An 18,950-nucleotide genomic window follows, 5' to 3' on the forward strand; every position below is an offset into this window, starting at 1 on the left:
GTCAGAATCGGTCAGTCGCTGTCAAATGAGGTCGGTTGCACAGTCATTGTTTTTCGGATGCCCAGCTTCTCCAGACGGTACTCCAGCGTGGTTGGTTTCAGGTTCAGCAACTCAGCCGCTCCGCCACTGCCCCGAATGCGCCCATTGGTTTGTTGGAGCACCGCCATAATGTACTCACGCTCGGTTTGCTGCTGAATCTGCCGGACATCGTGTAGGTCTTTGGGTGGCGTAGTAGTGGTTTGTTGCCCCGGCTGTCCGGTCCGGGTGTCTGGCCCGGTAGCAAATAAATTCAGGGCAAACAGATTGCCGACCAACGGACGACCCAGTTCCAGGGGCGTTTGACCATCGCTGATAATGACGGCCTGCTCCATGACGTTTTCCAACTCCCGGATATTGCCCGGCCAGGAGTACGTGAGCAGTTCGGCCAGCATACCCTGACTGATACCCCGCAGCGACCGACCAATTTTCCGGGCCGATTTCTGGGCGAAAAACTGGGCCAGGGGTGGAATGTCTTCCATGCGTTCGCGTAGCGGGGGCAGCGTGATCGGAAACGTAGCCAGCCGAAAGTATAAATCCATCCGGAAACGACCTTCGGATACCTCTTTTTCCAACTGCCGGTTGGTGGCGGCAATCACGCGCACGTCGATTTTAATGAGCGTCTTGCCACCTACGCGCTCAATCTCTTTCTCCTGCAATACCCGCAGCAGCTTAGCCTGGAGTTCGAGGGGCATCTCCCCAATTTCGTCCAGAAAAATCGTGCCGCCCTGGGCCAGTTCAAACTTGCCGGTGCGCTTCTCCAAGGCCCCCGTAAACGCGCCCTTCTCGTGACCAAATAACTCCGATTCGATCAAATTAGCGGGTAAGGCCGCACAGTTGACCTTGACCAGAATCCGGTCTTTTCGGCCCGACAGATTATGAATGGCCCGCGCAATGAGTTCTTTCCCCGTACCGCTTTCGCCCAGCACCAGTACGGTCGTGTCAGTATAAGCCACCTGCGAGACCTGGTCGAACACCCGCAACAGGGACTGACTCCGACCGATAATCTCGTCAAAATTGGCCGACGTTTTGACTTCTTCCAGCAGATAGGTCTTTTCGCGCTGAAGCTGTTCGCTGAGCCGGGCCACTTCATCGAAGGCCAGCACCCGTTCCAGCATCAGCACGATGGGCTGTTCTAAGCGTTCCAGCAAACTCAGATGCCGAAACTGATACGTATCGGGTTTACGGCTCAGAAAGGATATTACGAATGAATCATTAATGTTGATTTTTAGCGGCATAACCAGAGCGGATTCCAGCCGAAACGTCTGCGCCAGGACCTGCCCGAAAGGATTTGTCCGGCAAAAGTCGGCGAACGACGATTCGGTATACCGCTGAGCGTCGTGGTGGGTCGCTTTCGCCTGCATGGCCAGTAACTGACTGGCTGAAACGCGGCTGAGCGGCTGAATATCGTCTACTCCAAGCACCTGATACTCCTCGAAACCAACCCGGTAGAAGTTGTAACTGCGCTGTGTCTGTTGTCGGCAAAACTGGATGGCCAGAAAATCGAATGGTATGTGCTCCTGTAGTAGCATGGCCGCTTTAAGCAGTTTCTCTTCCCAGCTACCGGCTTCCGACAGGGCATCGGTAAGCGCAATTTGCAGTGCTTTTTCCTCGCGCAGTTTCATCTCAACACTGTGCGCGTAGCGGTACCGACCAATTTCCAAAGTGGTGAGTACATCTTTTTCCCGAAACGGCTTTACAACATAGCCGCTCGGCTGGGTAGCCTTTACCGCTTCCAGCACACTCTGATTGTCGTTGGCGGAAATGTAAATGAACGGGATGGCTTCGCTCTCCAGGTGCCGGGCCAGGTCAATACCGGTTTCCTTACCTTTCAGATAAATATCGAGCAGCACCATATCGGGCCGTTGCTGGTCAATCAGCGTCCGGGCTTCAGGGACGGAGTCGGCTACGCCCGTAACGATGTAGCCCGCTTCGTGGAGGATAAGCTCCAGGTCATTGGCAATAATGTATTCATCTTCGACAATCAGCACCTGACAGGAAGACGGTGAAGCAAGGGCCGGATGGGTGGGGTGATGCATTACATGAGCGTTAAGAAGAAGGAGGAGAAAATACGTCGATGTACTACCACTTAGCTATCAAGAATTACACCCGTTTGGAGCCGGGCATGTATCAGGTGAACCTTATTCATCAGGCGACGATCTTTTTTGAACATTCGAAGTCCCAAACTCATAGCTAATTTAATAAACATCAGGATAAGTACGGGCTAAAAAAAAATTTCATTCTGCCCTTTTTTTTCTCTCAGTTACTTTTTTGTACCATCGGCACGCGGGGTAACCGGGAAAGGGACTCCAGGTTTTTTTGATAAATCCAGTTTTTCTGGAGACCTCCAAGCTCCTGGGGTAACGCTATCAATTGCTTTTTACGGCATCGCTACGGCGTTTAGAAAGCCGAAGCGGGGCTGATAACTGATAGGAGAACAGCCTCCAGTTGTACCGGAGAATTTACCTAAAAGCCCAAATTTCTGGAGTTTAATCAATCGTATTCAAGAGTATTTAATGGGGAAATAGTGGATTTATCGGCCCGTACGGGGGTTCGTGAGATATAAGGTGAAATTCTGCCACTTGGCCCCAAAATCGCCGGTAGATAGTCAGGATGCCAGCGTCTGGCTTGTCCTTAACCGACCCGTATGAAGAATTTCTCTAATCCTGCTTGCGTACTCATCGTTGACGACGATGAAGACGACCGTTGGCTAATGACCCAGGCGTTCGAGCGGGCGTGTCCGCAGATTCAGCAGGTGCTGGCCTGCGACGGTGAAGAAGCATTTGATTACCTGCAAATCGTTCCGGTTCCTCTGTTCATCATTACTGATTTGAACATGCCCCGCATGAACGGCGTGGAGCTGGTCGAGCAGTTACGGTTTCAACCTCGCTACCAATCGGTTCCGGTCATCGTCTGCACTACGTCGGCGTCCCCCAATGACCGGTGCCGTTGTTACGCAGCAGGGGCAAATGCGTTTATCACCAAACCCAACTGCTTAACCGACCTGACTGAACTGATTCGTTGCTTAGTCAGGGTTTGGGATCATTAGTAATAGGTATTGGTGATGTCTACACGGTGTGAACTGGGCTTGATAATGTCAATTTCTCCCTAAGAACCCAGGGTAGTTCCACCAACTAAGGTATTCCATCAGGACCGATTATAGAGTTTCAAAATCGGTTCACGCATCATCTGGCCTGTGTCTGACAGCACAAAGGCAATCGTTTTACCAATAGCTTCGGGCGTAACCCATATGGCGGGGTCCACATCCGGCATGGCTTTTCGGTTAGGCGGAGTATCTATCGTACCGGGTACGATAACCGTGGCTGAAATAGCTTTACCTTGTCCGTAGGCATTGATAAGTTGGGCCAGGTCAAACACTAAGGATTTGCTGAGCGAATAGGCAACCAGCCCTTTTCCCACATCCGGCATTAGTGCGGGTTTAGCTCCCACCAGAATAAATTGTCCACCGCCCCTGGCGTCAAAAACGGGCAGCATTGGCTGTACCATGTTGTAAGCCGTCAGGAAATTAAGCCGGAACATGGCTTCTAAGGCTTCGACGTTCGTTTCGGCAAATCCCCCCGCAGTAAATCCGCCGACTAACAAAACGGCTGCACGGGGCGACTGCGGACGAATCGTATCCATAAAATCAGCGACCCCGGACGGGTCTAGCAGGTCGACAGCATAGCTCGTTACCCGTTCGAGGTGCTCGAATATGCTAATGTCTTTCTTCGAGCCTACTACAGCCAGTACTCGGTAGCCAAGCTGGTGCAGTTCATGAACTACACTGGTTCCCAGATGCCCGGCGGCTCCGGTAACAAGGATGGATGCAGGTGTTTCCATGTATACGTTCTCTTAATTGAGTGTTTGTGTTGATGTCCGTGAGCATTACGCAAATTAAATGCCTGGTATTGAGCAAGATGATTTTCAGGACTACGTAGTTAGCCATATCATTCTGATTCGCGTTGATTACAAACGGCCCGCCCTGGTTTCAAAAGAGGTAAGGTCGCATTCAAGTTCAGTTCGGGACCAGTGTCCTGTTTGGGCGACAACTGCGTCCGTTGTATTCAGGAAAGATAGCAACACCTGTTCCGGGTTAACAGCCTTCCGTACGACATCATAAGGTAACAAAAACTCGCCCATTTAGGGACTAAAAAACGCTTCAGTAGGTTTAATGGATTGCTGACCAAAGTCCGGTGGTGTAGGGTAATGATTCTGAAACAATCAGTTGATTAAGCCAGCACAGTAAGCCGAATAAAAAAGCCGTGTTCAGCTTCTGCTAGCATGGCTTTTTGCGGGGATGATTTTTCGGTACTGTCGGTTGGAAAGGGGGGTAAGAGTCTTCCTTTTTATTCCCCATTCACTTCTTGACCAGCCCCAGTTTGATTCGGACGATACAAAATGTCTTGTCTCAAAATCATTCGGACGTATTGCTGTTTCGATAGCAAAAGAAAGAGCTTGTCAGGATGACTTATTTCACTTACATTTGTGACGTAATTCACCCTTCCCATGGAAAGCCCAGTTCATCAATCTGCACATTCGATTCGATCTTCGCCCTTTGGTGTTATTAATTCATCACGCCAAGGAGTCCTACGTTCCCAAGTTGATGAGGTAGCCGCTTTAGTGGGGCTGACAGACCGAGAGATGGCGTATGCGCTCAATATGACGCCCCGTAATCTACACCGACTCAAGAATGAGCAACGCTTTAGTGTGGATGCTTCTGAGCGACTGCTATTAATGAAGAATCTGCTAATCCATGCCTTAGATACCTTTGAGGGTCGCAGGCCGACCGTTTTGCAATGGCTGCGAACCCCTATTCGGGAATTGGCTAGTCAAGCTCCTTTACAACTGCTCGATACGGTAACAGGCTTTGGCCTGGCCGATGATGTGCTGGGCCGTTTAGATTACGGGTTGCCTGCCTGATTGGCCTTATGGGACTTCTGTATCGCATCATCCGGGACAAGTATCGACATGAACCCTTATCGGTAGTCGGTAGCCGCTTATTTGGTGGCCGCTGGAATCCTAAAGGTACTGGCGTGTTATATGCAACCTCAACGCCTGAGTTAGGTTTAGTGGAGACCTTAGCTCATGCTCCAGGCGTCCGCTACGAGGATTTGCCTACATACTGGGTGTTTTCGTTGGAAGTTCCCGATGCTATCCGCTACTATAGCCGAGACCAGCTACCTGACTATTGGCAAGACGAGACCTATGAGCGAACCCAAACTTGGTTAAAAGACTGGTTAGCTATGCCCGACCAATTGGGCGTTGCCTTACCATCGGTACTGGTACCCCTGTCTTACAATGTGCTTCTCCACCCGGCTCATCCGTTGTTTGATACGATTCAAATTGTGGGCCAAGAGATTCAGCCCGTCGATCGTCGACTTTGGCGATCATCCGTTTAGAGTCTTTAGGTTTGCTTCTTTCCTCCTACTTATTCTATCGTTCATGAAAACCTCCGAATCCGTCCAGAGCTGGCCAGGGTGTGAAAGGGGGATGGAGTAGGTTTTTCTTCCTTAGGTTCGGCACGATACGCCGTCGCGGGCGGTTAGCCGCTACCATCCGACTCTAGCCGACTGTGCCTAAACAATCAGTCTATTCGGGAAAGAGTCATGAGTGGATCCATTAATCTGACTATGGAACTCATATAGTGTAGGGTTGATTGGGTCCGCCTTGAAAATGGTATTGATAACTTAGCCCCATTCACTTTTACCCCAATAAATCGTACCACTTTCGGAGTCAACTTTGCTCAGAATAGGCTGACGATTTCGACTTAATTGAGAACGTATAATTGAACTCAAACTGGACTGGGTCAATTTTCCGTGAAATTGTTGCCCACCCACAAAAAGAGTCGGCGTTTTGATCACCCCAAGTCGATGACCTTCCTGTTGATCGGTTTCAATACGTAACTGTAAATGTTCGTCATCTAAATCGTCAAGGAATTGATTGTGATTCATTCCTAAATAGACGGCCAAGATGGAAAGGGTGGTGCGATTGATAGTTGGCTGGGTGAATAACGCTTGGAACATAGGCCAAAAACAACCTTGCCGACGAGCCGCTTCAGCAGCCAAAGCAGCCAGAACTGAAGATTCACTTAGATGATTAGGAAAATGATAGAAAGTGTAGGTGAGTCGATCATTAAACGCGTCGAAAACCGTGATAATGTGTTGTCTGATGCTTCGGCATTGCGAACAGGCGAAGTCACCAAACTCCATTAACTCAATGGTGTCTGCCAGGGGGCCGGCGTTAGTAAAGAAGTGGTTGGATCGAGAATTCATACTATAAAAATGCCGTTTGTAACGCTGGATAATGAACAGAAAGGAGTAGATAGGATTACTAATTGAGCGAGTGAAAGGCGAAAAGGGTTGATACGTTCATGTGTTCTTGGGAACAGTGAAGCCGGATACTTACCTCGCCCATACAATAGCGGACGCCAACGATCTTTCCCTGATGAATCCGGTAAAAATGGGTAAATGGGGCTGTGTACCAGAAGTCATTTTCTTTACAACGAAACTGATACTCACCAACAACGATACCGCCAATCCGGGAGCCGATAATATCGTTGACAATCTCATGCCAATCGGAGTAGGTGTTATTGATCTCCCGGATGTATTGGCTATAGAAGTCCTGACCTACAAAAACACCTTCGCAGGGATGACCATTAGCTACTTTCCAAAGACAGCGAGGGTGAACAAATGAGACACCGCGTTCGACAAGCCAGTCGTTAAGTAAACGAATATGGAGATTTTCGACCAGGGTAGAAAAAGAAGGGCCAAATAGGCTGCGGAGAAAGTCGACCAGTAATTTCATGGTAAATGGTTTTAACGTATTACCAGCATATAGCAACAGCGGGGCCAGTGTATCCGGGGGAACGACCGAGGAAAAACTTTACCCCACGATAAAATCATTGGTCAACATGATTGTTGGCAACATTATTTTTCAACTACTTAATTTTCAGTAGCTTAATCAATTAATATCGGGATTACTAACTATGCCTTGCCATTGAAATACTATTCTTTTATTCTGTTAAAAAACTTTTCTAAGCTAAGCGTACGCTATTTCCTGCTTCTATTTACTGACGAAAACTCTACAAGGATGGAGATGGATTAATGGAGTCTCCAATAATGTAGAGTTTTTGTTCGATTGTTACAACAATCTATTAATGGCCAGCAATAACTTCTTGGCCATTTCATGCCGTTCAACGTGGTTTTGGCCCAATCTTGTTAAGCACTGAGCATTCTGGCACCCTTTTTTCAAGCTGTCGACTCAGGAAGCTATCTATAATAATGGATTTAGCCCCCGTTTCGGCTGATTTGCTCGGTCAGTTTCCGTTTATATAAACCAGTTAATTCCACTCCCCATGCAGAATTACGCAACCCTGGCTTTTACCGATCCAGTTAGAAAACTTCAGGAACGTTTTGGCAGCCGTAGTGCCTATGCCCGTCAGGAGAACTATAGTTTCCTTGATGGCCTGACCGATCAGGAAATAAGATTTATCGCCGAACGCGATAGCTTTTATATGGCGAGTATCGGAGAGAACGGGTTTCCGTATATTCAGCACAGAGGTGGTCCTAAGGGATTTGTGAAAGTTATTGATAATGACCATATCGGGTTTGTCGATTTTGTCGGTAACCGTCAATACATTTCCGTTGGCAACATCCTCACTCATCCGAAGGTCTCGCTGATTATGGTGGATTACCCCCGGCGTGCCCGGTTGAAGTTTTATGCTGAAGCAGCCATAGTCGAGTTAATTGACCAATCGGATTTATTTGATTTACTTGACCCAGCCGACTACCCGCACCGCCCCGAGCGAATGATGGTCCTGACTGTGCAAGCCTACGACTGGAACTGCCCGCAACACATTACTCCCCGGTACACAGCTGAGGATATTGCGGCAGCCATGCTCGACCGGGATGAATATGTTCGGAGTCTGGAAACGGAACTGGCTCGATATCGACAGAAAGCAACTGAGAGCTTATAGCACCCATCAGTTGTAATTTACCCACCACCTAATTCTATCTGCTATGAAAACAGGCACCAACCTATTTGCCGATGTTGTAATCGTGGACGACGACGAGGATGACCGCTTTTTAATGGATTATGCTATTGACCAATTACCCTTAAATTTGAACGTAGTTACGGTTTCAGATGCCCGGGATGTGCTGACTTATTTACAGAAGTGCCAGCGGCCACCGTCTCTGCTTATCACTGATTTAAACATGCCCTGCCTAAATGGTTTTGAGTTATTAAACCTGCTCAAACAGTCAACCCATTACCGCGATATACCCGTGGTTGTATTGACAACCTCTCAGGCACAAGAAGACCGGGAGCGGTGCTACCGGGCAGGGGCCAACGCTTTCATCGTTAAACCGGGCGACTTCTCCGAGGTGACTAAGCTGCTCCATTCCTGTATTCAAATCTGGCTCGGTTCATCGCGCTCTTAATCCTATATCCGTACCATTTAGTTGAGTGAGGAGATTCCCGCTCAACAGCCATCTTTACTCACTCTTCTTAATATTCATCCTGACCATTTTAGCTTCCAGCGTTGTGGGTTTCACATTCAATAATTCAGCGGCTCCGCCTTTGCCACGAATTCGGTACCTGGCTTGTTGCAAAGCCGCCAGAATATTTTCCCGTTCGGCCTGGTCAAAAGGTTTGACTGCAGCGACCGACTGGCTGGGATAATCAACCACTGTGGAGATGGGAGTAAGGGGTTCAATCAGGGAAACTTCAGGCGTGGTACTCATGATGGCGGCCCGCTCCAGTAAATGTTCCAACTCCCGTATATTACCCGGCCAGTGGTAGTCATTCATCTGGCGTAACGAAATGTCCGAAATTCCTACGAGTTTCTTACCCAGTTTTTTAGCAATCTTTCGCAGGAAGTAAGTACTCAGCAGAGTTATATCCTCCCGTCGTTCGCGAAGTGGAGGCAGATTAATAGGGAAAACATTTAATCGATAATAGAGGTCCTGACGGAAATTGCCAGCAACGGCTTCCTGTTGAAGATTACGATTGGTGGCCGCAATAACCCGTACATCACACTGAATAGGCCCCTTGCCGCCAACGCGTTCAATCTCTTTCTCCTGCAAAACACGCAACAGTTTAGGTTGCAGTTCCAGGGGTAATTCACCGATTTCATCCAAGAAAATAGTACCTCCATTCGCTAATTCAAACTTACCAATCCGCTTATCGGAAGCACCTGTAAAAGCACCTTTCTCGTGACCAAATAACTCCGATTCGATTAAATTAGCGGGTAATGCGGCACAATTTAGCTTGATCAATGGTTTCGTGCTGCGGGTTGAGCGATTGTGAACCGCCCGGGCAATCAATTCCTTACCCGTGCCCGTTTCGCCCTGAATCAGGACGGTATAATCCGTTGGCGCAACCTGTTCAATACTTTTAAAGACATTCCATAAAGCAGGACTTGTTCCGATAATTTCCTCAAAGTTAGCCCCCGTCTTTACCTCTTCGAGTAGGTACGTATTTTCCTGACGCAATTGCTCACTGAGTTGTTCAATCTTGTCAAAAGCCAGTAAACGGTCCACCGTCAGGGTCAATGAGTGTTTTAACCGCTCCAGTAGCATTAAGTGATAGGGCTGGTACGTAGCTGGCTGACGGCTGAAAAAATTAAGAAAAAATCGACCGTTTTGGGCCGTTTGAAAGGGCATAATCACATTCGATTGTAACCGAAATGTTCTGGCGATGAGTTTTTTGAGGGGATTCTGGCGACAAACAGCCTCGAAGGCATCGCCAACGTAGATACTCGGACCATCGTAGGCAACCTGACCACGAATCTGACGATACTTCTCCAAAGACATGCCGGTCATTTCCAGAAAGTTATTTGTCCAGATGGTCTGGTATTCATCATAACCCGTCCGGAAGAAACTACAAGAACGGAAGGTATTGAGGTTTTTATCGTTCTCTAATCCCAAAATAATATAGTCGAAGGGAATATGGGCCTGAAAAAGCCGGGTGACTTTCAACAGTCGATGTTCCCAATCTCCTGGCTCCGAAAGCGCATCGGTCAGGTCGATTTGCAAAGCCTGTTCCTGGCGTATCTGAACCTCCATACTATGCGCATGGCGATAGTGAGCAATTTCCAGGGCTATCAGCACATCCTTTTCGCGGAAGGGTTTGACCAGGAAGCCGTAGGGTTTGGTCGCTTTGGCTTCCTCTAAAATACTGGCATTGGTGTTCGCTGATAAATAGACGAAAGGAATGTTATCAGCATTAAGCTGGCGGGCTAGATCAATACCCGTTTCGGCACCCTTCAGGTGAATATCGACCAGAACCAGATCCGGTCGTTGCTGACGGTTAATTTCCAACGCCCTGGCTACCGAAAGAGCAGTCCCGCTTACCCTGTAGCCCGCTCTTTCCAGAATAAGGCGCAAATCATTGGCTACGGCGAACTCATCTTCTACAATCAGAATGGTTTGCGTAGATCCCTGGAGGTTCGTTGTGTCAATAGGCATAATTTGTACCGGTAGAAGTTGGATTTAGATGCTCGTCGCCAAACGCTAACGTAATTGTTAATCCGGGGTTACTGCTTACCTGCAACTCGCCCCCCAATTGCTCACTGAAACCCCGCATAAGCGTCATACCCAGTGAGTTACTGTTCATGGGATTATAGCCCGCTGGTAAGCCGACTCCATCGTCTACTATTATAAGTTCGTGTACACTCTGCTTCAACTGACGCAGCGAGAGGCTCACCCTCCCGGAACGACCATCCGGGAAAGCGTATTTGAGGGTGTTGGTAACGGCCTCATTGATGATTAGCCCTAAGGGTACTGCCTGGGTCACATCCAGTTCGATGGGTTCTACGTCCAGCACAAAATGGATTGGCTGGGGTAGGTCATAGGAGTCCCGCAGGTAAGCCACCATTTCCTGAATGTATGCCGGCATCGCAATCCGGGCTACCTGCTCAGACTGGTAGAGTTTCTGATGAATCAGGGCCATGGCCTGCACCCGGTGCTGACTCTCTTGAATGGCCGAAAGGGCCGTTAGATCCGATAGATAACTGGCCTGAGAGTTGAGCAGGCTCATCACCACCTGAAGGTTGTTCTTGACCCGGTGGTGAATTTCTTTCAGTAGCCATTCTTTTTCCGTCAGTAATAACTGAAGAGTGGTGTTTTTAAGGTTTATTTCTTCCTGCCGTTCCTGGAGTTGCCGGTTACTGCGCTGCTTCAAGCGGTATCGGTTATAACTTAATCCCAACAATAGGCTTAACATAATGGCTCCGGTTATAATAAAGTTACGGGTCGATTCCGCTTTCTGTATTTTCATTTCCTGCAACCTACTTTCCTGCCGCAACCCAACAATCTTTTTTTCTTTTTCCTGGGTTTCGTATTGAACCTCGAACAGAGCCGTTCGCTGTTTTGTCGTTTCATTAATTAATGAATCTGTTAAGGTATTGTATCGCTGGTAGTGTCTGATAGCCGAGGCATAATTAACCTCCGCAGAATCCAGTTTAAACCACCACAAATGATTAATAGCCAGCTCCTTCGTATAATGTGCCTGCTGACACAGTTTTTCGTTTACATTCAACGTTAAACGAGCTTTTTCATATTGTTTGTTGCTTATGTAAAATGGAATCAGGGTCCGATACATATAGAGGTGATAATCCTGCCCAAGGTTGGTTTGAAGCATGGCTTCCAGTTGGCCACAGTAGTGCTGCGCTTTGGCATATTCATGCGTAAATTTGCTGTAATAATTTACGTAACAGGTCGCTATAGCCATGCGGCAGTCAATGTCATCTTTATCGGCTGGCCGTCTTTTAATAATTTCCTTTAAATAAGCCAGCGCTTCTTCTATTCGCAGGTCTTTTACAGTTTCCCCGGTGAAGTTATCCAGTATAGCACTAATTGTAGTTGCCAGCGCAATTATCGTACTTCTGCGATGTTGTGTTTGGGCGCTATGTAAGGATTTATTATAATAGATGAGCGCTTTATCGGGTTGGTTTAGTTCATGATAGGTTTTACCAAGTCGGCTATAAACTTTAGCTAATTTAACCGTATCTCTGGCAGCCTCCACGGTTTGCATGGCGAGTAAGCCGTACTTAATTCCTTCCTCATAATCCCCCATTTTACTGAACACAAATCCAAGTAAATCATATATTTCCTGTAGGTGATCGTAGCCAGTTGAACGGTAAAGCGACAACGCCTGGAGGAGGTCTTTTAAGGCCTTCGTATTATTACTTTGTAATTGGTATAAGTCGCCCCGATACATCAACGCATCAGCCAGTTTTAATTTATTTCCTGATCGCTGTAGGAGAGCAACCGCTCTCTCGTAAAGACAGACTTGCTGAATAAGGTCTTCACTGGAAACGGAGTAATAAGCGGCCTTTTCGATGAAGGTATCCGCCTGATCTTCTGGAGTGCCAACTTTCATTAGAAGATTGCCTGCTTGCTGATTCAACCGCATGCCCAAATGCCTGTTGCCTTTTTCACGGTTCGCCTGTGCCGCGACCAGGTAACTCAACCCCTGCCCCCTTACATAACCCAGGGAGCGACTGTGCTTATAAGCCTGCTCACTGAGCAGTAATGCCGTATCAAGATCAGGAACAGATTCTCCGGGTTTGATTACATACTTATGACTCAATGCCACTAACTGTATGATCTGGCTGGTATCAGGCTTTGATAACAAAAGTAATTTTTTCAAGCTATCGCCCCCAATTGGCTGGTTCGACTGCGCTTCAACCGGGCCAACCAACAAGGTCAGACCAATGAACCAGAGTAGGAAGCCTGTATTGATAATTTGTCGCATAACTGCATTAAGTGCCCAACTTAAAAAGTACTGATACCAGTCGAATATCGGCACTATCGGACAGGAGTACCCACATCAGACTGTCGGCCAGAGCGACCCACTGACTCCCAATCATAGGCGAGAATAGGGCGGCCAGGCGTATAATTGACAGGAATTGGATGGACAGGAAGCACCCTCATAGCAAGAACGGGGCAGCAACTTGAGAGCCACAATTATCGCTTAATTAAGAAAGGTTACTACGTTCAACGAGGTAAGGTGGAGTGGGGCATTACAGGTAATAGGCAAAAGCCCTCTATTTTGCAGCAAAATGCTGATTTATAGATTATTGATCAAGAGTAGCCGGTTATGACAGAGCAGTTATTTATACCCAAAAATCAGTACAATTTAAAATGGATACCCTATGTCCTGTCGGGTAGGATAAGTAATATCTCAGTTATAAAACATGCATCTACCTCCAATCATATGGAGTCTCCATCGAAAAACTCCATATGATTGGAGTTTCCTTCAACCCGATCAGGTAGTAGTATGGCAATTCGATAAACCGTCAGGCATTTTTATCCTGATAAGCCGACCACGAATGAAGCGATCCTTCATCCTTCAATGAGCTCTGATTAAAAACCTCGTTGCTAAACAGTAAACTGATTGTCAGTCCGGAGCCATTGCTAATCTGTAATACTCCACCTAATTGATCACTAAATCCATGCATAAGTGTCATGCCGAGTGAACGGCTCTGTTCAGGGACGTACCCGACTGGTAGGCCAACTCCATCGTCGGCCATGATAAGCTGATAAGTACCCCTCTTTTTCTGGAGTAAACGTATTGATATGGTACCTGATCGACCTTGAGGAAAGGCGTACTTGAGGGAGTTGGTTATAGCCTCGTTGATAACCATGCCCAGGGGTACAGCCTGAGTCAAGTCCAATTCGATGGGTTCTACCTGTAGGTCAAAGTGGATGGATTGAGGCAGGTCGTAGGAGTCCCGCAGGTAAGCTACGAGTTCGGCAATGTACACAGCCATCGAAATGCGAGCCACGCCTTCGGTCTGATAGAGTTTCTGATGAATCAGGGCCATGGCCTGCACCCGGTGCTGACTTTCCTTAATAGCCGACAGGGCAGCCGTATCAGAGAGATAGCTGGCCTGGGTGTTGAGTAAGCTCATGACGACCTGGAGATTATTTTTAACCCGGTGGTGAATCTCTTTCAACAGCCACTCCTTCTCGGTCAGCAAGAATTGCAACGTAGTATTTTTACGATTAATCTCCTCCTGCCGTTCCTGGAGCACCAATTGCTGGGCCTTTAGCTGCTGGTTATTCTGCTGTTTAAGGCGGTACCGGTTGTAGCTCAACAGCAATAGAGCCAGTAGCAGGGCGGCTCCTCCAATCAGCGCGTTCCGCTGGGTTCTCTGGGCTTTACCCTGCTCGGTAAGCAAAGCGATGTCTCTTTCTTTTAATTGAAGGACCTGTTCTTTTTTATCCGTTTCGTACTGGATACTTAAGCGGGCAATCTGCTTAAATTTTTTTTCATTAAAAATCGAATCGGTGAGGGCTTTATATTGCTGGTAATGTCGAATAGCCGTTGGATAGTTGCCCCGCGCCGAATCAACCTTGAATAGCATCAAGTGAACGTTTAACAGATGACTGGGTATTATTTTGGGGGAAGCCATCAGGAGCATCCTCAAATACGGATCGGCTTTCGCGTATTGGGAATTTTCTACGTAAAATTGACTTATGCGCTGCCAGGCGACCTGTTGAAACTGCGATGCGACCTGTTTACTCAGGGCAACACTCTCCAGATAGTATTTCTCGGCCAGCCCGTACCGCTTTAGGGCACTATAACACGCGCCAAAACTTTGTGCTAAAAGCAGTTTATCGTCGTAGGTAAGAGACAGGTTTTTACTCGCCACATCCTGCAAAAACTGTAAAGCTTGCGGGGCTTTTCCCTGTTTAAGCAAGGTCACGACTATTCGACTGGCCATTCCTACCTGAACAAATAGCTTTCCTTTTTGGTGGCTGATAGCCAAGGACTTCTGATGATACTTCATGCTTTCATCAAACAGGCCCAATTCATAATAAGCGTTTCCAAGCCTGAAATAGGCATATTCCAGTTCGTCGGTCAGCCCACTTTTCTCTATACCGTTAACAACCTTGAGGACGTAAAATAATTTTTGATTCAAATCTCCTTTAGCCTGGCTTAGGTCAGACATGAAGAAGTAAGCGTTGGATAAATAACCATACTCGCCTGGTAGCTTATAAACGCTTTCCTCGGCCAGTGCATGGTACGCCTGCACCAAAGGTGTGAAACCAATGGATTTTTGTATTGCCAATACCTGAAGCGCTTTTCGTTCGGCCCGCTCGGTGTTCCCTCCATCCAACTGGAAGTACTCATAGCCCATTTCCATCAGAATGAGCATTTCCTGAGACTGATTACCAAGTTGACGGGAAAGGGCCAGTGCTCTGGCTAAAACGTCCATATTTCCCCGGCAATCGTCACAGAATGTTGTGGTTGCCATTCTCAGCAAAGCCTTGATCTCACCAGCTTTATCGCTTGCTTCTTGCCGGGCTTCGATGACTTTCGTAAAGTACGCTTTGCCCCGTGGCCAATCCTTGTTAAGCAGATAACCAATCCCCAGCAGACACTGACTTTCTTCCTTCCATTTCTGATTGCCAATGCGTTCGCTGAACGTTTCTGCCTGACGGAAAAAATCAATGGCGCTATCCCGATTCGCATCCTGGTTGTACGTTGGGCGGAGCTGATTCTTTCCCAATTCCAGCAGCAGCTTGACGCGACTGGTGTCGCTCAGACGTTTGAATAGACGCAGTGCGGTGCCGTTTTTTTGTTGTTTACCGTAAATTTTAGCTCGCATAAAAAGGGCACTATCCAGTCCTCTGGCTAAAGTAAGCCGGTGGCTTAACAGCTCGGCCCGCTCGGCAAGTACCATAGCACTATCCAAATCCCGGACGGGATTTAGGGTTCGGTTCAGGTAGTAAGCACTCAACTTAAGGAGGGCTGACACCTGGTTGATGCCGGCCTTGGCGGTTTGAAGTTCTCGTCTCAGGCTTTCGGCGGTGATCAAAGAGCCTGGTTGTGCTCTAAGCCCAAATGATAACAAGACTAACGCAAGCATACCCCCCAAAAAACGAATTGTAAGGAAGTTTCCCATAGTAGGTACAGGGTAGCAACTTGATAACCAATGTTATAGACAAATAAGAAAAAACATGGCACTCTAAATATATTAAAAAAATTGACCGACCCCGAAAACAAACTGTCGCCTTGATGATTTCAGTTAAAAATCTGAAAGACAGCCTATTGTTCCAGAATAAGCTGATGAGGGATATGCTTACTCAATTAGCCGAAAGCATTTTTACTTTGTGTTCGGTACAAGTCGTTTCTGAATTGACTGTCTCAAAAAGCTACAGGAAATATGGAACGCTCCAAAGTCATGGAGACTTTTGATGGAGACTCCACTACATTGGACTACTGGCGTGCAGTGGCAGGAAAGCCGTTTAAGGCAGGAGCGATAAGTAAATACCTATTTTTAGGTCAAATAGCCCGTTTTTAGCGACGTACCGAATACAACTGACTGGTTTGGCACACTTTTCGGACTCCCCTGTTCAGAACGCTGTACTTTTCCTCGGTTTTCACTCTGGTCAAAGTGAACGTTCGTACTCGAAAGGTTTTATCCTCCGCTGATCAAGTTATACATCTGTTTGTTATGAACTCACTCCAACCTAATTACCCGTCTAACGCTGCTTGCGTACAGGTAACCGAATTCGGCGATTTTGGAAATCCTCAAAGCCAACAGGCTCATAAGCTCATTAATGTAATTGTGGACAGGTACGGTGGCGAGGTTACCTATCGATATTGTCATTATCCGAATCCCGATTGCAAACAGTCGTTGTTGGCGGCCTTTGCGCTTGAAGCGGCTAAACGCCAACATCAGTTCCAGCCGATGTATGGTGCCCTTCTTACTGCGTCAACCATTGACTGCACTACGCTTATCGAACAAGCAATTCAGTTGGGATTCAACCAGCAACAATTCATGGATGACCTGGCAGATGAAGGCTTACGTGATGTCATCAAACAGGACTGGGAAGCGGGTTATAGGTTGGGTGTTTTCAAATCGCCCGCATTCTTCGCGAATGGGTGTCGATTCTACGGCAAATTTTCAATGTCCCGACTAATACCATTCGTACACTTTCATCTGGTTCGTCAACGGAGACCGATAAACCCTGCACCCGGACCAAGCCCTATTCAGCTACCTGAACGGCTTGTTTATTCACGCCAGTAAGCGAGGAAATATCAACGTATATCAGTCAGCGTTAGTTTTAAATTTTAGCTGTTTACCGTGCGATGAAGTCCATTAAAAGGAAATACGATGCCCTGATTATCGGCTTTGGAAAGGGAGGAAAAACACTGGCTGCCTACTTAGCCAATAAGGGTTGGCAGGTGGCGCTGGTCGAGCAGTCGGCGTTGATGTACGGGGGTACCTGCATTAATATTGCCTGTATCCCAACTAAATTTCTGGTTCACAGTGCCGAGACGCATGTGCCCTATGCGCTGGCCATTGATGAGAAAAACCAACTAACCGCCAATCTTCGGCAACGCAATTATGACAGTGTCGACGAATCGCCAAACGCTATGGTCATAACGGGTAAAGCCACGTTTATATCGCCCCACTTACTGTCGATTCGGCTGAATGATACGGGCGAAGAGGTACTCATTGAAGCCGAGAGAATCATGATTAATACGGGTGCTACTGGCTGTATTCCGCCAATACCGGGCATTCATAGTAGCCGACGTGTCTTCACCAGCACCACCCTGATTGAGCAGACCGAACTGCCCCAGAAATTAGTGATTATCGGCGGGGGATACATTGCGCTGGAATTCGCCAATATGTACGCTCAATTTGGGTCGAACATTACGCTTATCGATAAATCACCATTTTTTCTGCCGGGCGAGGATAGGGACGTGGCAGATGTAATCCAGTCGATACTGTCTGACAAGGGCATTCGGATTGAAATGGGTGTAACGATTGAAGCTATTGAAACTGACGATCCCCGGCATGATGTCGTTGTGTTTCGGAATCATGCCGGGGAAATCGAAGAAGTGAAGGCTTCTGCGATTCTGGTAGCGGTTGGCCGACAACCCTATACGGAGGGCTTGAATTTATCGGCGGCTGGGGTAGAACAGGATGCTAAAGGATTCATTCGGGTAAATGAGCGACTACAAACCAATGTCCCCCACATCTGGGCCATTGGCGACGTGAATGGTGGTCCGCAGTTCACGTACATATCATTGGATGATTTTCGGATTATCAGAAGTCAGTTTTTTGGGTTCGGTGAACATACCCTGCTTGACCGAAAAAATATTCCGTCATCACTGTTCATCAGCCCGCCTTTGTCGCATGTTGGCCTGCGCGAACACGAAGCATTGAGACAGGGCTATCGGATTCGGGTGGCGACTTTACCAGCGGCCGTCAATATGCGTGCCCAGATAATAAAACAAACGGAAGGGCTTCTGAAAGCCATCGTTGACGCTGATACGAATCAGATTCTAGGGTGTACGCTGCTCTGCGCTCACTCCAGCGAGTTGATTAATCTCGTACAGGTGGCCATGAATGCAAAACTCGACTTTACCGTTCTGCGGGATACTATTTACACCCATCCCACGATGAGTGAGGCACTGAATGACCTGTTTGCCAAACTATGACAACCCGATAACGGTGGTTATGGTCTAAATTATGAAATGACATGTTGTACAACAGCCGTTTGTATAGTGTATTCGTCAATAAGTGTCCGCGCTGCCATGAGGGCGATTTCTTTGTAGCAGGCAGTGCATTTAGCAGACACTTCGACGATATGCACGACCAGTGTCCCAAATGCAAGCTCAACTTCATGCCTGAACCCGGCTTTTACTGGGCGTCCATGTTCGTTAGCTATGCCTTCTTTACAATCTGGACCTTAGCTACCTTTTTTACTGTGGTCATTGGGTTTAATGTTGACCTGAATTATTACCTGATTGGTCTGATTCCATCGCTCATTATCCTAACACCTTATTTTTTTCGGATAGCCCGTCGATCCTGGCTGACCTTTTTCGTGAAGCCCGAACTGCACAAATACCGCGCTAAGGCTGAAACGCCCTGAACGTGGCCACAGTGA

At 47.6% G+C, this 18,950-nt stretch carries 16 protein-coding genes; 8 read left to right on the forward strand and 8 right to left on the reverse strand.

What is annotated here, in order from left to right:
* Positions 1–11: 11 nt before the first annotated feature.
* Positions 12–2,075, reverse strand: a complete 2,064-nt coding sequence (locus B157_RS0117360; RefSeq protein ID WP_041952160.1) for a sigma 54-interacting transcriptional regulator — start codon at positions 2,073–2,075, stop codon at positions 12–14.
* A gap of 608 nt (positions 2,076–2,683) precedes the next feature.
* On the opposite strand from B157_RS0117360, the gene B157_RS0117365 reads away from it, so the two are divergent.
* On the forward strand, positions 2,684–3,085 hold the full coding sequence (locus tag B157_RS0117365; RefSeq protein WP_020604583.1) for a response regulator: 402 nt from the start codon (positions 2,684–2,686) through the stop codon (positions 3,083–3,085).
* Positions 3,086–3,183: 98 nt separating this feature from the next.
* On the opposite strand, the gene B157_RS0117370 is transcribed toward B157_RS0117365, so the two are convergent.
* Together B157_RS0117370 and B157_RS40535 are read right to left on the reverse strand one after the other, a co-directional pair.
* Complete coding sequence (locus B157_RS0117370) at positions 3,184–3,876, reverse strand: SDR family NAD(P)-dependent oxidoreductase (protein WP_020604584.1); 693 nt, start codon at positions 3,874–3,876, stop codon at positions 3,184–3,186.
* Between the two features lie 126 nt (positions 3,877–4,002).
* Entirely contained in the window at positions 4,003–4,176 is a 174-nt protein-coding gene (locus tag B157_RS40535; RefSeq protein WP_425423206.1) for a DUF5996 family protein, read from the reverse strand.
* A gap of 366 nt (positions 4,177–4,542) precedes the next feature.
* On the opposite strand from B157_RS40535, the gene B157_RS0117380 reads away from it, so the two are divergent.
* Positions 4,543–4,956: an antitoxin Xre-like helix-turn-helix domain-containing protein gene (locus B157_RS0117380; protein ID WP_020604585.1), complete on the forward strand. Its 414-nt coding sequence runs from the start codon at positions 4,543–4,545 to the stop codon at positions 4,954–4,956.
* A gap of 8 nt (positions 4,957–4,964) precedes the next feature.
* Positions 4,965–5,435: an RES family NAD+ phosphorylase gene (locus tag B157_RS37510; protein ID WP_084761831.1), complete on the forward strand. Its 471-nt coding sequence runs from the start codon at positions 4,965–4,967 to the stop codon at positions 5,433–5,435.
* Positions 5,436–5,723: 288 nt separating this feature from the next.
* Here B157_RS37510 and B157_RS0117385 read toward each other — a convergent pair whose 3' ends face one another.
* Complete coding sequence (locus tag B157_RS0117385; RefSeq protein ID WP_020604586.1) at positions 5,724–6,308, reverse strand: DsbA family protein; 585 nt, start codon at positions 6,306–6,308, stop codon at positions 5,724–5,726.
* A gap of 58 nt (positions 6,309–6,366) precedes the next feature.
* The gene (locus tag B157_RS0117390; protein WP_020604587.1) at positions 6,367–6,840 is read right to left on the reverse strand and encodes a nuclear transport factor 2 family protein; all 474 of its coding nucleotides are present in this window, start codon (positions 6,838–6,840) and stop codon (positions 6,367–6,369) included.
* A 550-nt stretch (positions 6,841–7,390) separates the two neighbouring features.
* On the opposite strand from B157_RS0117390, the gene B157_RS0117400 reads away from it, so the two are divergent.
* Positions 7,391–8,011, forward strand: a complete 621-nt coding sequence (locus B157_RS0117400) for a pyridoxamine 5'-phosphate oxidase family protein (protein ID WP_020604589.1) — start codon at positions 7,391–7,393, stop codon at positions 8,009–8,011.
* A 43-nt stretch (positions 8,012–8,054) separates the two neighbouring features.
* The gene (locus B157_RS0117405; RefSeq protein ID WP_020604590.1) at positions 8,055–8,474 is read left to right on the forward strand and encodes a response regulator; all 420 of its coding nucleotides are present in this window, start codon (positions 8,055–8,057) and stop codon (positions 8,472–8,474) included.
* 54 nt (positions 8,475–8,528) lie between these two features.
* Here the strand turns inward: B157_RS0117405 and B157_RS0117410 are convergent, their stop codons facing one another.
* From B157_RS0117410 to B157_RS35560, 3 genes are all read right to left on the reverse strand, one after another.
* On the reverse strand, positions 8,529–10,502 hold the full coding sequence (locus B157_RS0117410) for a sigma 54-interacting transcriptional regulator (RefSeq protein ID WP_020604591.1): 1,974 nt from the start codon (positions 10,500–10,502) through the stop codon (positions 8,529–8,531).
* Positions 10,492–12,792: a tetratricopeptide repeat-containing sensor histidine kinase gene (locus B157_RS36870; RefSeq protein ID WP_020604592.1), complete on the reverse strand. Its 2,301-nt coding sequence runs from the start codon at positions 12,790–12,792 to the stop codon at positions 10,492–10,494. The genes B157_RS0117410 and B157_RS36870 overlap by 11 nt, the downstream gene beginning before the upstream one ends.
* Positions 12,793–13,336: 544 nt before the next feature.
* Positions 13,337–15,805, reverse strand: a complete 2,469-nt coding sequence (locus B157_RS35560; protein WP_169521753.1) for a histidine kinase dimerization/phosphoacceptor domain -containing protein — start codon at positions 15,803–15,805, stop codon at positions 13,337–13,339.
* A 699-nt stretch (positions 15,806–16,504) separates the two neighbouring features.
* Between B157_RS35560 and B157_RS0117430 the strand changes: the two genes are divergently transcribed.
* The 3 genes from B157_RS0117430 (at position 16,505) to B157_RS37125 (ending at position 18,935) form a co-directional block, all read left to right on the forward strand.
* A complete protein-coding gene (locus tag B157_RS0117430; protein WP_020604595.1) occupies positions 16,505–17,080 on the forward strand; it encodes a DsbA family protein in 576 nt (191 codons plus the stop codon).
* 62 nt (positions 17,081–17,142) lie between these two features.
* Positions 17,143–18,501: an FAD-dependent oxidoreductase gene (locus B157_RS0117435; protein WP_020604596.1), complete on the forward strand. Its 1,359-nt coding sequence runs from the start codon at positions 17,143–17,145 to the stop codon at positions 18,499–18,501.
* Positions 18,502–18,542: 41 nt separating this feature from the next.
* Positions 18,543–18,935 (forward strand): DUF983 domain-containing protein, encoded by a 393-nt coding sequence (locus B157_RS37125; RefSeq protein WP_041952161.1) that lies wholly within the window; start codon positions 18,543–18,545, stop codon positions 18,933–18,935.
* Positions 18,936–18,950 lie beyond the last annotated feature (15 nt).

It is taken from the genome of Spirosoma spitsbergense DSM 19989 (assembly GCF_000374085.1).
Classification (GTDB): Bacteria; Bacteroidota; Bacteroidia; order Cytophagales; family Spirosomataceae; genus Spirosoma; species Spirosoma spitsbergense.